Consider the following 14717-nt stretch of genomic DNA (forward strand, 5'->3'; position numbering starts at 1 on the left):
CTGTGGCTCGAAACGCGTGGGCACGGGACTCCCTGGGGCGGTGGGACGGGTTCGGGACGCGGACGCGTCCTCGCGGGGACCGGGACCGGCCGGCAACGGGCCGTCGGTCACGGTTCACGGGGTCAGCGCGACACCGTTCAGGCGTGGGGCCAGCTGCAGCTCGCGGATGTCCTTCTGGTTCAGGACCCACATGAACCAGCGTTCGACACCGAGGCCGAACCCCGAAGTGCGCATCGGGGTTCGCTCCTTCATCTGCACGTACCAGCCGTAGGACTCCTCCGGCACCTGGTGGTGGGCGAGCGCGCGGCGCGTCTGCTCGCCGTCGAAGTGCCGCTCGCCGCAACCGACGGTCTCCCCGACGCCGAAGAGGAGGTCGCCGTTGAGGGCCGTGCGCCGCCCGTCGTCACCGTAGGCCTGGTAGAAGGGCACCGAGAGGTGGTCGTAGTGGGTCACCCACAGGACCGGGCTGACCTCCTCCATCAGCCGGCGCTCGCCGTGCCGGGTGAGCGTCCGCCATCCGTCGTGGTACTCCACGGCGTGGGAGTCGGAACCCAGGTGGGCGACGGCCTCGTCGAAGGTCATCCGCGGGAAGCCGTCCATGGCGAGCATCTGTTCGATGTGCGCGGTGGTGCCCGCCAGTTCGCCGACGGCCCCCTCGTGTCGCTCCATGACGGACGACGCCAGGCTGCTGATGTAGGCGTCGACCACGCTGATGCAGTCGTCCAGCCCACCCGCCAGTTCCGCCTCGCTGTGGAAGAACTGGTTGAGGTGGGACTCGTCGCAGTCCTCGCCGCGGAAGCTCGGCATCAGGTACCAGGCGCCGTCCGGAGCGAGCCGGCACCCGTACTCGAGCATGAACTGCATCGAGTCGGCGAGGAAGGTGCGCTGCCCGAACAGGTCGATCTCGACCGGCAACGAGTCGCTGCCCAGGCCCATCGGGCTGGAGATGCTGTTGGTGGTGACCGGCAGGTGCAGGGACTTGACGCCGCGTGCGCTCCAGAACGCCGCCGTCTCCGTGGTGACCAGGTCCTGGAGGTCGACCAGCGTGCGGTAGAGAGGCTGTTCCACGATGTCGAGGAAGCGGTCCGGCGCTGGACGCCAACCGCCGTGGGAAAACTCGCTCTTGCTGCTCATTAACCGTTCCTAGTCGAATGACGGCCACCGCCGGGGATCTCCGGTGGATCCGGGGCGGTGACCGGAAGAGGGAAGGGAGGCGGGCGAGTCGTGCGGGGTGCCCCGAACGAAGGCCCGGGTGGGGGGAGAACCGCGGTGCCGCCGGCCGGACCACTATGCGCACACGCTTCGGAGGGGGGCCAAGGATTCGGGCTGGCAGCTAGGACCGTGGCACGTTGGTGCCCGGGCCGGATCCGGCGTGCGTACGTGGCCGCTGCATAGAATCGGGGCTCCTCCGCCCGACCGCTCAGCCCTGGGGGCGCCCACTCATGCTCACGATGCAAGACGCTCTGCTCGCCCTGAACCGGTACTGGACCGAGCAGGGTTGCCTGGCGGCCCAGCCGATGAACACCGAGGTCGGCGCGGGTACCCTCAACCCCGCGACGTTCCTGCGGGTCCAGGGGCCCGAGCCCTGGCGGGTCGCGTACGTCGAACCCAGTGTGCGTCCCGACGACTCCCGCTACGGCGAGAACCCCAACCGCCTCCAGACCCACACCCAGTACCAGGTGATCCTCAAGCCGGAGCCGGGCAACGCCCAGGAGCTCTACCTCGGCAGCCTGCGGGCGCTCGGCATCGACACTGCCGCCCACGACGTCCGCTTCGTGGAGGACAACTGGGCCTCGCCCGCGCTCGGGGCCTGGGGACTGGGCTGGGAGGTCTGGCTCGACGGACTGGAGATCACCCAGTTCACGTACTTCCAGCAGGCCGGCGGCATCACCTTGGACCCGGTCTCCGTCGAGATCACCTACGGGATGGAGCGCATCCTCATGGCGCTCCAGGGCGTCGGCCACTTCAAGGACATCGCGTACGCACCCGGCGTCTCCTACGGCGAGGCGTTCGGCCAGGCGGAGTACGAGATGAGCCGCTACTACCTCGACGAAGCGGACGTGGACACCCAACGCGAACTCTTCGAGTCCTACGCGCGCGAGGCCCGCCGGATGCTCGACGAGCGGCTGCCCGTGCCCGCGTACTCGTACGTGCTGAAGTGCTCGCACACCTTCAACGTCCTCGACGCCCGCGGGTCCATCTCCACGACGGAGCGGGCCCGCGCCTTCGGCCGGATGCGCTCCCTCGCCCACGAAGTGGCCGGGCTGTGGGCCGCCCGCCGCGAGGAGCTGGGCCATCCCCTCGGCCTCGTGGAGTCGCCCGCCGCGCCGGCCGACCCCGTGCTGTCCCCCGCGGTCGCGGAGCAGGACGATGCCGGGCCCGCCGCCTTCGCACTGGAGATCGGCGTCGAGGAGATGCCACCGGCCGAGGTGAACCGCACCGCCGAGGCGGTGAGGCTCGCGCTGGAGCAGGCGCTGGAAGCAACCCGGCTGGGCCATGGGCCGGTGACGGTCTCCGCTTCGCCCCGGCGTGTGCTCGCCGTCGTCGAGCGGGTGGAGGCACATGAGAGCGATCACGAGCAGACCGTGCGAGGGCCGCGCGTCTCCGCGGCCTTCGACGCCGATGGACAGCCGACGAAGGCCCTCCTCGGTTTCGCCCGCGCACAGGGCGTCGAGGCCGGCGACCTGGTGCGGATCGAGCACGGCGGCCAGGAACACGTGGCCGTCAGCAGGCAGGTGCGGGGCAGGCCCGCTGCCGAGGTGCTCAGCGCTTCGCTGCCCGGGGTGGTGACCGGACTGAGGTCCGAGAAGAACATGCGGTGGAACGCACCGGGGCTGGCCTTCACCCGGCCGATCCGGTGGATCACCGCGCTCCTCGGCGAGCGGGTGCTGCCGTTCCGCGTCTCCACACTCGTCGCCGGCCGCACGACCCAGGTCCACCGCACCGCGGCTCAGCCGTCCGTGGACGTGCCGTCGGCCGACGGCTACCGCGAGTTCCTGGCGGGGCACGGTGTCCTCGTCGAGTCCGCGCGGCGGCGCGTCCTGGTCGAGGAGGGCGCGCTGCGGCTCGCCGCCGAGGCCGGCGGCACCGTGGACCTGGAGAAGTACGCCGGGCTCGTCTCCGAGATCACGGACCTGGTCGAGCAGCCGACCCCGATCCTGGGCCGCTTCGACGCGAAGTACCTCGACCTGCCCGACCAGATCCTCGTCACCGTCATGCGCAAGCACCAGCGCTACCTGCCGGTGCAGGACGAGCACGGCAGGTTGCTGCCCTTCTTCGTCGCGGTCGCCAACGGCTCCTGCGACCACGATGTGGTCCGGGCCGGCAACGAGGCGGTACTGAGGGCCCGTTACGAGGACGCGGCGTTCTTCTGGAACGCGGATCTGCGGACCGCGCCGGCCGACATGAAGCGGAAGCTGGCACTGCTGACCTTCGAGGAGCGGCTCGGCTCGATGGCCGACCGGGCCGAGCGCATCGCCGCGGTCGCCGGGCGCCTCGCCGAGGCCGCCGGACTCGGGGAGGCGGACCGCGGCACGGTGGAGCGCGCCGCCCGGCTGGTCAAGTTCGACCTGGGTTCCCAGATGGTCACCGAGCTGTCGTCCCTGGCCGGGGTCATGGCCAGGGAGTACGCCGGGCGGGCCGGTGAGGGCGGGGCGGTGGCCGACGCCCTCTACGAGGCCGAGCTCCCCAGGTTCGCCGGAGACGCCCTCCCCGGCACCACTCCCGGCGCGCTGCTGGCGCTCGCCGACCGCTTCGACCTGCTGGCGGGGCTGTTCGCGATCGGTTCCGCACCAACCGGCAGCTCCGACCCCTTCGGCCTGCGCCGCTCGGCGCTCGGCGTGGTCAACATCCTGCGGGCCCGGCCGGAACTGGCCGGCATCACCGTCGACGCCGGCCTGGCGGTCGCCGCGGAGTACCAGAAGGTGACGCCCACCGCCCAGGCGCTGGAGGACGCCCTGCAGTTCGTACTGCGCCGCTTCGAGCAGCAGTTGCTCGAAGCCGGCCACGGAGTCGATCCCGTCCGGGCGGTCCTGCCCCTGGGAGCGGCCCCGATCCGGGCGGAGGGCACGCTCGCGGAGTTGGAGTCGAGGCTCGGGAGTCCCGCGTTCCAGGCCCTCGTCGCGGCGGTGCAGCGGATCCGCCGCATCGTGCCCCCGGGCACGGAGCCGCTCTGCGACCCGGCACTGTTCGAGCAGGGAGCCGAGGCCGGGCTGCTCACGGCCGTGGAGAAGGTGCAGGCCGCTCTCGACGGGGACACCCGCCTGGACCGTTTTGCGGAGGAGACCACCGAGCTCGTCGGCGCGGTCGAACGGTTCTTCGAGGACGTGCTGGTCATGGCCGAGGACCCGGCCGTGCGAGCGAACCGGCTCGGGCTGCTCGCGGGGGTCACCGAGCTCGCCGATCCGGTGCTGGACTGGAAGGCAGTCAATTAGGCCACGGGACGATTTCCTCCGGGCCCGCGTCCGGCACCTCGTGTGCCGGGCACGGGCCCTTTTCCGTGCCGGGTACACTCGCCGGAGCCTGTGGTCCGGGAGCGGACGGCGGCACGGAGCGAGTGCTCGACCCGGCACTCCCCTCGTGAGGGGACGCGCAATCCGCTTTTCCCGTACTGCCGGACACCTCCGGGCTCCGACAGTACGTGGGGGATTCTGTTGACCAAAAATGAGCCGGCCAATAAAAGTACAACAATCAACAGATCGGCCGGCGGGGGAACCCTGGCTTTTCTGGGCGTGAGCCGCGAGGCCGAGGCGATATACCGGACGATGCTCCGCAAGCCCTACTGGGCCCCGGGCGAGCTGGCCGGAAAGCTTCGCCTTGACGAGGCGGACGTGGGCACCGCCTGTGCGGAACTGTCGGCCGCGGGCCTCGCGCGGCCCTCCTACGACGAACCCGGTCTGTGGACGGCGGTCAAACCCGACCTCGGCGTCGGCGCCCTCATAGCGAGTCGGCAGACCAAGATCCTCAAGCAGCAGCAGAAGCTGGAGCGGGCGCGTTCCGCCCTGGCCGACCTCATGCGGGAACACGAGGTCGGGCGCACCCATCCCGAGGGCGGCGTCATCGAGTACCTGAGGGGGCTGGACTCGACGCGCAACCGGATCGAGGAGCTCTCACGGGAGGTGGAGGCCGAGGTCCTCGCGCTGATCCCCCGGGCGGCGCTGTCACCGGAGAGCATGGAGGCCAGCCGGGCCCTGGACAGTGAGATCCTGGCGCGCGGGGTCTCGGTGCGCACCGTCTATCTGGACAGCGTCCGCAACCACCCCGGCACCCAGCAGTACGCGGCCTGGCTCGCCGGCCTCGGTGGCGAGGTCAGGACGGTTCCGACGATGCCGATGCGGATCATCGTCATCGACCGTAAGGTCGCCACCCTGCCGATCGACTGCGAGGACAGCAGCTCCGGCGCGCTGCTGCTGCGTGAGCCGAGCCTCGTCACCGCTGTCGTGGAACTCTTCGAGAGGATCTGGGAGTCCGCCAAGCCCCTGGGTACCTCGACGGCACGGGACGAGGAGGGGCTGACCCCGCAGGAGCGCGAGCTGCTGCGGATGCTCGCCATGGGGCTGACGGATGAGGTGGCCGGGCGGCATCTGGGCCTGTCCCTGCGCAGCGTGCGCCGGTTGATGGCCGGGCTGATGACCCGTCTCGACGCGCGCAGCCGTTTCGAGGCGGGGGTGCGCGCGGTGGAGCGCGGCTGGCTCTGAGCCGGGCGGTCAGTGCCGCGCGCCGGCCAGGGCCGCACGGGCGGCCCCGCGGATCTCGAGCAGCGCCTCTGCCAGCACGGCCACGCGGGAGCCGGTCACCACTGCGGCGGTCCCGTCGCCGCGGACCTCCCCACCGACGAGGTTCGCGGCGCCGAGCAGTACGTCGGCGGCCCGGACTCCACGGGCGAGCAGGGCGGGCCCGGTGGCTGCGGCGATATCCGTCACGGGGCCGTCCGCCCCGCCCAGCACGGCGAGGCCCAGGCCGGAGGCCAGCCGCTCGGCGACGGCCGTGGCCAGTACGGGCAGTTCGCTGCGGGCGAGGCCGTCCACGCGAGCGGTGACCAGCAGGCCGCCCCGGACCAGCTCGGCCCGGTCGGCCAGGGCGGCGGCCCGGCGGTCCCGATCGGCCTGGCGCAGACGTTCCACCTCCTGCCGCAACTGGGCGAGTTGCCCGAGCCGGCTCCGCAGGGCGTCGACCGGGTCCCGCGCGGGATCCTCCAGCAGTTCCGTCAGCTCCCGCAGCTTCAGGGTGCCGAGGTCCACGGCGCGGAGCGCGTCGAAACCCGTCCACACCTCGATCCGCAGGAAGCCCGGGGCGGACACCCGCTGGTTCCGGACGCGAATCGTCCCGGCCAGCGAGCCGTGCGAGACGTGCGTGCCACCGCACTGCTCACGCGAGAAGTCGCCGATGGACACCACGGGGGCACCTGTGCGGCGGCCGGCCGTCACCTCGGGGTCTGCGAGCAGCAGGGAGTTCACCCGCTCCTCGACCAGGGTCAGTTCGGCCGGGGCCAGCGTCCTTCGATGGCGGAACTCGTAGACCAGCCGACCGGGCCCGGCCAGGGAACGAAGGCGTACGGCCTGTTCGCCCAGCAGCCCGCGCAGTACATGGTGCAGGACGTGGGCGGCGGTGTGGGAGCGTGCGATCGCCAGCCGCCGCGGGCCGTCGGCCTCGGCGTCCACCACGTCGCCGGGCGCGATCGCCCCCGACAACACCCGCCCCCGGTGGGACGGGTGCCCGGACGCTCCGCGCCGTACCTCCGTCACCTGGACCACGGTATCGCCCGACCGCACGGCACCGGTGTCGCACGCCTGCCCGCCGCCCTCGGCGTGGAACGGGCTCTCCGCCAGCGCGAGCGCCACCGCGGTGCCCGCCGACGCCCGGGACAGCGGGCGGCCCGACGTGTTGGACAACCCGGTGACCCGGGTGCGGGCGGTGACCCTGCGGAAGCCGACGAGCCCTGCGGGCCCGGCCGTCTCCACGCAGATCGCGGCGACATCCGCCCGGCTCACGGCGAGGGGGCGAGGGACACCCCGGGGACCGGGTGCATCCAGCCGTGCGCGTCGTGCTGGCGGCCGTACTGCACGGCGGCGAGCTCGTCCCGCAGCGCGGCCGTCAGTTTGCCGGGCCGCCCGTCGCCGACGAGGGTGCGGCCCCGAGGGGTCCTGATCACGCCGATCGGGACGACGGAGGCGGCGGTGCCGCATGCGAAGGCTTCGGTGACGCGGCTGTCGTCGGCGGTGAGTTCCGCGAGGGCGACGGGCCGCTCGGTGACCCGGTGGCCCAGCCCGGCCGCCAGGCGCAGCAGGCTGTCACGGATGTTGCCGGCCAGGATCGTGTCGGACAGCGCCGGGGTGACCAGCTGCGTCTCCCCGTCGGGCGTGCGAACGGCGCAGAAGAAGTTCATTGCGCCGAGTTCCTCGATCCAGCGGTGTTCCAGGGCGTCCAGCCACAGGACTTCCTGACACCCGTTGGCCAGCGCTTCGGCCTTGGTGGCCAGGCTGCCGGCGTAGTTGCCGGCGCACTTGGCGGCGCCCGTACCGCCGGGGGCGGCGCGGATCAGGCCGTCCGGGCACCACACGTCGATGGCCTCGCCGCCGCCGGCGAAGAAGTGGTCCACCGGCGAGGCGACGACCGCGAACAGGTACTCCCGGGACGGCCGTACGCCGAGGTTCGGCTCCACCGCGATCATGAACGGTCGCAGGTAGAGGCTCTGGCCCTGGCCACGCGGCACCTCATCGGCGTCGGCGCGGGCCAAGGTCTCGCACGCCGCCACGAAGACCTGGGGCGGGAGCTCGGGCATCGCCAGGCGCGCGGCACTGCGTGCAAAACGCTCGGCGTTGAACCACGGGCGGAACAACGCCAGCGTGCCGTCGGCCGCCGCATAGGCCTTGAGACCCTCGAAGATCGCCTGCCCGTAGTGGAGCGCCATGGCCGTGGGCGGCAGTTCCAACGGCCGGTGCCCGGTGAGGCCGGCCGGTCCCCAGCCCTTCTCCGTGGTCCACCGGGCCACCACCATGTGGGAGGTGAACCGGTTGCCGAAGCCCAGCGGCGCCGGGTCGTCACCGGCGCTCATCCGGCCACCTCGTACGCGGGCAGCAGCGCGGCCTCCAGTTCCGCGGTCCGCGAGCGGAACTCCTCCTCGCTGTCGGCCCCCAGCACCAGCAGCAGGCACCACACGGAGGGGTGCAGTTCGCCGATCTCGAAGCCCACGGAACGGGACCTGATGACATCCAGCACGTACGGGAACCGCGCGATCAGCTCGTCGCCCGGATCCGCGACGATCCGGCCCGGCCGGTCGGGGGCGAGGTTGATCCACCCGACGTAGGGGTACGGGGGCGTACGCAGCACCGGCACGTCGTGGTCCGCTCCGAGCACGGCCTGAACCCACAGTTCGCGCAGGTCCGCCCCGAGCGGTCCGAAGGTCTCGGGTATCGCGCCGCCCGCGAAGCGGGTCGCGATCTCGGAGAACCACAGGGAGCCGTCGGGCCGTCGGAAGAGTTCCAGGTGGGTGATCTCGTCGGTGATGCCGAATGCCGCGTTGAGGCGCTCGTGGAGCATCTCGATCTCCCGGTACAGGCCGGGTTCGCGCTCCCGTGGGAGCAGGATCGAGCCGTTCTCCCGGCCTGGGGTCCGCACCGTCATCCGGGGCCGGAGGTAGCGGCTGACGCCGAAGACCCGGGCCTTGCCTCCCACCCACACTGCGTCGACGTGGAACTCCTCACCGTCGATGGGCTCTTCGGCCATCAGGAACTGGACGGTGGTCTCCCGGGACGCCTCCGCGAGCACGGCGGCCAGCTCGGCGGCGTCCGCCACCTTGGAGGTACCGACGGACCCGAGTCCAGCGGCGGGCTTGACCACGACGGGGAATCCGAGATCGGACACGACCCGGCGCACGGACTCCTCGGCATCCGCCGTGGACAGCGGCACGAAGCGCGCGCAGGCGATCCCGGCCCGACTTGCCCGCTCCTTCATGGCCCGCTTGTCCCGCATCAGCACGGACATCTCGACGGACGGCTGGTCCAGGCCGAGCAACTGGGCCAGATAGGCGGCGCTGAACTGGCTGAACTCGGAGAGGCTGAGCACCCGGTCGATCTTCACTCCGGTCGAGCGGATCTCGACGGCGAGCTGCGCCACTTCGTCGAGCGCGTCGAAGCTACGGATCACGTAGTGCCGGTCGACCCTGGCGAGCAGCGCCGGGTCGATGGCGCGGTGGGCCGCCTCCCACTCGTCGAAGACCAGGGTCACCGCGGCTCCCCGGTCGAGCAGCGCGTTCAGCGTCACCTGGTCCCATCGGCACACCAGGATGTTCATCGGTCTCTCCCTCGCTCTCTCGCCCGGTACGCCGTCAGTCCCAATTCAGGCTGTCCGTCGACACGGTGACGGAGGAATCCGCCATCGTGTGATGGGCTGCGGGGGCCGTGAATGCGCCGGTCAGGAGCGCAGTCAGAATGGCGAGAGCAGAGAGGACGGCGGCAGCGGAACCGGAATTCTTCATTTCACCAATACCCTTGGTCGATCCCAACCGGAAGGCGGGATTGCCCTCCCGGCTCGCTTGATGGCCATCATCGCGAAATGTGTATGCGGGAATACTGGCGCAGGTACCGGACCAGCCCAACAGATCGGACTGGCACTTTGCGGACTGGCACTTTCGTGCCCAGTCCCGGTTGCGATTACGCGGCCTTCCGTGCCGGGAAGCCGGGCATTCGCAGGCGAGGTACGTCCGTAGGCGAGGGACCGCGGATGACGGCTCCCTGGCCCGGGCGTACCCCTGCCCACCGAGGAGCCCGGTGAGTGGGAAGTCCGGAAGCCCCGGGCGCCGACGCGGGAGTGGAGCAGTCGTGGCCGCGGGCCAGGACCTCGGCGCGGCGCACCGGTTCCCCGCCCACGCAGCGGCCGGAGGCCGGCTCGTGCGCCCGGGGCAGGCCGATGTGCGGCCACGGTACGTACGCGCCCGGCGAGGCCACCGATCAGCGTCCGGGATTCGCTGAACGGGTTTGCTCCGAGGGGGAGTTCACATGAACACCGGTGTTACGCACCGCCTGTGGCGCCTGTGGCGCTGCCGTGCCGGACGGCGCGGCAGCCACCGCGACTCCGCGTGCCGCCCCTCGTCCACGCCTGTGGAGAACCGCACCACGGGCCACACCCGGGCGCGTCCCGGGGAACTCCGTCCAGCGAGTTTTTCCATTCGGGCGCCTTTGTCTGCTCCTGCCCCTACGCTTTTTGGCAGCGCCGGTGGGGGCCGGCGGCATCAGGGGGCGAGACACAAGGGTTCGGCACCTGGTTGGGGACGGCTGCTAGCCCGGCGGCGTGCGGCGTCCGCTCCAGGTGCCGGCCCTCCGTGCACATCGACCTCGTCCGTGGGGGGAAGTGCCGAATGCCGGGAGTGGGGCCCGTGGGACGTATCCGCGTTCTCGTCGTCGACGACCACCGCATCTTCGCCGAATCGCTCGCGGCCGCCCTCGCGGCCGAACCAGACGTCGACGTCTCGGCCGCCGGGAGCGGGGCGGCCGCCCAGCGCTGCCTGGACCGGGCGGCCTCCGACGGCCGCCGCTACGACGTACTGCTGGTCGACGCCGACCTGGGGGCCACCTCCGCCGTGGGCGTCCGGGTGATGGGCGCGCCCAAGGCCGCCCCGCCGGGCGCGGCCGACGGCGGCGCGCAGGCCGGACTCGACGGCATCGCCCTGGTGGAACGCGTGCGTTCCGAGCATCCCGACACCCGGACGGTCGTGCTGGCGGAGCGGGACGACGCGCGCCGGGCCGCCCGGGCCCTGCAGGCCGGCGCCTCCGGCTGGGTCGCCAAGGACTGCTCGCTGTCCCGGTTGCTGGCCGTGATGCGCGGCGTCCTGCGCGACGAGACGCACCTGCCGCCCGCGCTGCTCACCGGTGTGCTGCGGGAGTTGACGGCCGCCCGCCGGCACCGCACGGAGAGCGAGCGGCTGGTGGAGTCGCTCACCCCGCGCGAGCAGGAGGTGCTGCGCTGCATGGTGGCCGGCCTGGGCCGAAAGGCGGTCGCCGAACGGCTCTACCTGTCGCCGCACACGGTCCGCACCCACATGCAGAACGTGCTGGGGAAGCTGGGCGTGCACTCGACGCTGGCCGCCGTGGCGCTGGCCCGCCGGGCCGGCGTGCCCCCGGTCGACGGTGACGGCGGCCGCGTGGGTTCGGTGGCCCCCGTCCAGCACGTCTGACGGCACGGCGCGCGGCGGATCGCCCTCCCCGTGACCGGGGAGAGCGACCCGCCGGGTCACCGCGGATACCCGCGGTTATTCACCGCCGACGCCGGTGACCGGCGCCGAGCGGCTGGTGTCACGGTCGTTGGCACGGTCACGGTGCTGACCGTTCTCCTGACCGCGGTCATTGAGGCCGTCGAACGGGTCGCGGCCGTTGTCGTTCCGGCGGCTGTCACCGGCCTCGTCGAAGGGGTCGCTCTCGTTGTTGCCGCGGCCGTTGTCGCCCCGGCCGTTACCGCCGTTGCCACCGTGGCCGTTGTCGCCCCGGCCGTTACCGCCGTTGCCACCGTGGCCGTTGTCGCCCCGGCCGTTGCCACCGCGGCCGTTGTCACGGCAGTTGAAGCCACCGTTCAGGCCGGGGACGCCGACGAAGCCGGGTCCACCGACGAAGCCGGGACCACCGATACCGCCGACGCCACCGACACCGCCGATGCCGCCGACCCCACCGGGACCGCCGACGAAGCCGGGACCGCCGACGCCACCGATACCACCGATACCACCGATGCCGCCGACACCGCCGACCCCACCGGGTCCACCGACGAAGCCGGGACCGCCCACGCCGCCGACACCGCCGACGAGACCGGGACCGCCGACGCCGCCGACGCCACCGACTCCGCCGATGCCGCCGACTCCGCCGACACCGCCGACCCCGCCGCGGCCGCCGCCGGGGCCGTCGCTGCGCTTGGCGAGGGCGACGCTGTCCAGGGAGTCCTCGGCGCGGTTGTCCTCGCGGAACGGGTCGTCCACGCCGTTGAAGCGCTGGTCGCCGCGGCCGTGCTCGCGACCGCCGTGCCCGTTGTTGCGGCAGACGCCGATCCCGCCGATCCCGCCGACGAAGCCCGGGACGCCGATCCCTCCGACGCCACCGACACCGCCGATCCCGCCGACACCGCCGATCCCGCCGACTCCGCCGACACCGCCCACGCCGCCGACACCGCCCACGCCACCGACACCGCCGGTGCCGCTGCACCAGGCGGGTGACGGACCGACGTTGGCCACGAAGCGGGCCGAGGACCAGGCCCAGAGGTTGCCGCTGAGCTGGTACCAGCGCGGGTTGCCGGCGATGGGGCTGCCTACGGATTTGCAGACGATGGCCACCAGGGCGTTGTAGGGGATGACGCCGACGCTGGAGAACTGGACGCCCGGTCCGCTGCGGACGCGCAGACCCGTACGGGCGACGACGCGGCCCTGGAACAGGGCCGCGTGGGGGGAGCGTGCGGACACCGCCGCTACTTCACGGGACAGGTCCCGGAGACGCTCGGAAGGGGAAACGAGTTCACTTTGGCCATCCGGTCCAGGAGCGGCAGGCACCCCGGCGGCAGGCCGGCCGTCGGTGGCGAAGGCGGTGCCCATGGTGCCGATGGCGAGGGTGCCGGCCAAGGCGCCGGTCACCGCGGTTGCGGCTATCTTGCTTGCGCGGGTGTGCAGAGTCATCTGCATCTCCAAGGTGGAGCGGGACCCGGCGGGGTCCAGGGAAATGGAAGCCGGACGCGCCCCGACCGCCTTCCACTTGACGTTGTCGGAATGTGGTGCGCCGGCAGCCGCAAAAGTGGCCATTTGAGCCTTTAAGCGGCGATCACGGTCCTCACGCTAAGTGCGCCACTTTGTGTGTGCAACCGGTGGCGGAGCGTGGCCGTTTGTGATCGTTCCCCAACGATCACGCCGGGTGATCGACGTCAGCCGGGGATGTTGTCGAAGGGCGCGGTCAACTGTCGGAGCAGGTTCGCGAGTTCCCCGCGCTGGCGGCCGGAGAGCTCTCCGAGGATGGCCCGCTCCTGGGCCAGCAGGCCCGCCAGGGCCTGGTCCGCCCGGTCCCGTCCCTCCGGGGTGAGCCGTACGAGGACGCCGCGCCGGTCCGAGGGGTCGGGCAGCCGCTCCACGAGCCCCTTCTTGGTGAGCCGGTCGATCCGGTTGGTCATCGTCCCGGAGGTGACCAGCGTCTGGGTCAGCAACTGCCCGGGGGAGAGCTGGTAGGGCGCGCCCGCGCGGCGCAGGGAGGTGAGCACGTCGAACTCCCAGGGCTCCAGGCCGTGCTCGGAGAACGCCAGGCGACGGGCCCGGTCCAGGTGCCTCGCCAGCCTGCTGACCCGGCTGAGCACCTCGAGCGGTTCGACGTCGAGGTCAGGGCGCTCCCTGCGCCACGCAGCGACCAGCCGATCGACCTCGTCCTCCATGGGGATCAGTGTAGTGGTTGTGTCGACATGAAGTCTCTTGACATCAAGAGATTAGCTCTGGAACCTTGTGGGCAATGTCGGCGGCAGGAAGAGATCCATCTCTCGCCAGGGAGTTCGAAACATGCCCGCAGCAGCCTGGGATCCCCAGCAGTATCTCCACCACTCCACCCACCGCACCCGCCCCTTCCACGACCTGCTGGCCCGGATACCGGAGCTGCCCGGCGCGAGCCCGCGGATAGCCGACGTCGGCTGCGGACCCGGCAACGTGACCGCCCTGCTCGCGGAGCGCTGGCCCGCCGCCCGCATCACCGGCCTCGACAGCTCCGCCGAGATGCTGGAGGCCGCCCGGGCCCACGAGGGCCCGACCCCCGGGGGCGGCAGCCTCCACTTCCGCGCCGCCGACGCCGCCCACTGGATCCCCGACGGCACCTACGACCTGATCGTCTCCAACGCCGCCCTGCAATGGGTCGAGGGCCACGCCGACCGCTTCCCCCTCTGGGTCGAGCACCTCGCCCCCGGCGGCGTCCTCGCCTTTCAGGTCCCCGGCAACTTCACCTCGCCCAGTCACGCCCTGCTCGGCGACCTCTGCGACTCCCCGGCCTGGCGGGACCGCCTCGGCGACGGCCACGGCCGGCGCTACGTCCACATCCTCCAGCCCCCCGGCTACCTGGAGCGGCTCATCGAGATCCCCGAGGTCGAGGTGGACGTCGACGTCTGGGAGACCACCTACGTGCAGCTCCTGCAGGGCGAGGACGCGGTGCTCGAATGGACCAAGGGGACGGCGCTGCGCCCCGTGCTGACCGCGCTGGAGGACGATCCGGAGGCCACCAGGGAGTTCCTCGGCCAGTACCGCGACCTGCTGCGCAAGGCGTACCCGGCGGGGCCGCACGGCACCGTCTTCCCCTTCCGGCGGATCTTCGCCGTCGCACGGAAGGCGGGGTGACGCAGGTGATCACCGCCCTGGACCACGTCCAGCTCGCCGCTCCGCCCGGCTCGGAGGAGATCCTGCGCGCCTTCTACGCGGGGGTCCTGGGGATGAGCGAGGTGCCCAAGCCGCCGGTGCTCGCCGCCCGGGGCGGCTGCTGGTTCGCCACCGGCGCGGTCCAGCTGCACATCGGCGTCGAGGCGGACTTCCGCCCGGCTCGGAAGGCCCATCCGGGCCTGCGCGTCAGCGGCATCGAGGCCTACGCGGAGCGGCTGGAGTCCCGCGGCGCCGCGGTCGTCTGGGATGGCGACCTCCCGGGCCACCGCCGCTTCCACACCGACGACCCGTTCGGCAACCGCCTGGAGTTCCTGGAACCCGTCGACGCGGCGTGACACACCGGCGGCGC

General features: G+C 72.0%; 11 protein-coding genes. 5 read left to right on the top strand and 6 right to left on the bottom strand.

Translation table 11 applies throughout. From position 1 onward, the window contains the following. Window positions 1-114: 114 nt before the first annotated feature. Complete coding sequence (locus PV342_RS30175; RefSeq protein WP_400802715.1) at window positions 115-1134, bottom strand: amino acid--tRNA ligase-related protein; 1020 nt, start codon at window positions 1132-1134, stop codon at window positions 115-117. Between the two features lie 308 nt (window positions 1135-1442). Between PV342_RS30175 and PV342_RS30180 the strand changes: the two genes are divergently transcribed. Beyond that, window positions 1443-4433, top strand: a complete 2991-nt coding sequence (locus tag PV342_RS30180) for a glycine--tRNA ligase (RefSeq protein WP_500319439.1) — start codon at window positions 1443-1445, stop codon at window positions 4431-4433. 297 nt (window positions 4434-4730) lie between these two features. After that, window positions 4731-5696, top strand: coding sequence for a helix-turn-helix transcriptional regulator (locus tag PV342_RS30185; RefSeq protein ID WP_391576424.1), 966 nt, complete (start codon window positions 4731-4733; stop codon window positions 5694-5696). 9 nt (window positions 5697-5705) lie between these two features. Here PV342_RS30185 and PV342_RS30190 read toward each other — a convergent pair whose 3' ends face one another. Genes PV342_RS30190 through PV342_RS30200 form a run of 3 tightly spaced genes read right to left on the bottom strand, consistent with a single transcriptional unit; the run spans window position 5706 to window position 9291 of the window. Further along, window positions 5706-6989: an alanine--tRNA ligase-related protein gene (locus PV342_RS30190; RefSeq protein WP_400802706.1), complete on the bottom strand. Its 1284-nt coding sequence runs from the start codon at window positions 6987-6989 to the stop codon at window positions 5706-5708. Continuing rightward, window positions 6986-8053 carry a branched-chain amino acid aminotransferase gene (locus PV342_RS30195; RefSeq protein WP_400802702.1) on the bottom strand — a complete coding sequence of 356 codons (1068 nt, stop codon included), beginning with the start codon at window positions 8051-8053 and terminating at the stop codon, window positions 6986-6988. The genes PV342_RS30190 and PV342_RS30195 overlap by 4 nt, the downstream gene beginning before the upstream one ends. Continuing rightward, window positions 8050-9291: an ATP-grasp domain-containing protein gene (locus PV342_RS30200; protein WP_500319442.1), complete on the bottom strand. Its 1242-nt coding sequence runs from the start codon at window positions 9289-9291 to the stop codon at window positions 8050-8052. Before PV342_RS30200 ends, PV342_RS30195 begins: the two co-directional genes overlap by 4 nt. A 1081-nt stretch (window positions 9292-10372) precedes the next feature. On the opposite strand from PV342_RS30200, the gene PV342_RS30205 reads away from it, so the two are divergent. Further along, window positions 10373-11170, top strand: coding sequence for a LuxR C-terminal-related transcriptional regulator (locus PV342_RS30205; RefSeq protein ID WP_400802695.1), 798 nt, complete (start codon window positions 10373-10375; stop codon window positions 11168-11170). Between the two features lie 75 nt (window positions 11171-11245). Here PV342_RS30205 and PV342_RS30210 read toward each other — a convergent pair whose 3' ends face one another. Both PV342_RS30210 and PV342_RS30215 read right to left on the bottom strand, forming a co-directional pair. Next, window positions 11246-12436 carry an SH3 domain-containing protein gene (locus PV342_RS30210; RefSeq protein ID WP_500319444.1) on the bottom strand — a complete coding sequence of 397 codons (1191 nt, stop codon included), beginning with the start codon at window positions 12434-12436 and terminating at the stop codon, window positions 11246-11248. 452 nt (window positions 12437-12888) lie between these two features. Next, entirely contained in the window at window positions 12889-13386 is a 498-nt protein-coding gene (locus PV342_RS30215) for a MarR family winged helix-turn-helix transcriptional regulator (RefSeq protein ID WP_089222314.1), read from the bottom strand. A gap of 121 nt (window positions 13387-13507) precedes the next feature. Here PV342_RS30215 and PV342_RS30220 point away from each other — a divergent pair, with 121 nt between their 5' ends. Both PV342_RS30220 and PV342_RS30225 read left to right on the top strand, forming a co-directional pair. Beyond that, window positions 13508-14329, top strand: coding sequence for a trans-aconitate 2-methyltransferase (locus tag PV342_RS30220; RefSeq protein WP_400802689.1), 822 nt, complete (start codon window positions 13508-13510; stop codon window positions 14327-14329). A 5-nt stretch (window positions 14330-14334) separates the two neighbouring features. Beyond that, window positions 14335-14703, top strand: a complete 369-nt coding sequence (locus tag PV342_RS30225) for a VOC family protein (protein WP_361009884.1) — start codon at window positions 14335-14337, stop codon at window positions 14701-14703. Window positions 14704-14717: the final 14 nt, after the last annotated feature.

This window comes from Streptomyces sp. PA03-3a, assembly GCF_033792735.1.
Classification (GTDB): domain Bacteria; phylum Actinomycetota; class Actinomycetes; order Streptomycetales; family Streptomycetaceae; genus Actinacidiphila.

Coding starts and splice junctions, on each gene's coding strand:
- PV342_RS30175 (WP_400802715.1), bottom strand. CDS start 1,134: ATGAGCAGCAAGAGCGAGTTTTCCCACGGCGGTTGGCGTCCAGCGCCG.
- PV342_RS30220 (WP_400802689.1), top strand. CDS start 13,508: ATGCCCGCAGCAGCCTGGGATCCCCAGCAGTATCTCCACCACTCCACC.
- PV342_RS30200 (WP_500319442.1), bottom strand. CDS start 9,291: ATGAACATCCTGGTGTGCCGATGGGACCAGGTGACGCTGAACGCGCTG.
- PV342_RS30180 (WP_500319439.1), top strand. CDS start 1,443: ATGCTCACGATGCAAGACGCTCTGCTCGCCCTGAACCGGTACTGGACC.
- PV342_RS30215 (WP_089222314.1), bottom strand. CDS start 13,386: ATGGAGGACGAGGTCGATCGGCTGGTCGCTGCGTGGCGCAGGGAGCGC.
- PV342_RS30195 (WP_400802702.1), bottom strand. CDS start 8,053: ATGAGCGCCGGTGACGACCCGGCGCCGCTGGGCTTCGGCAACCGGTTC.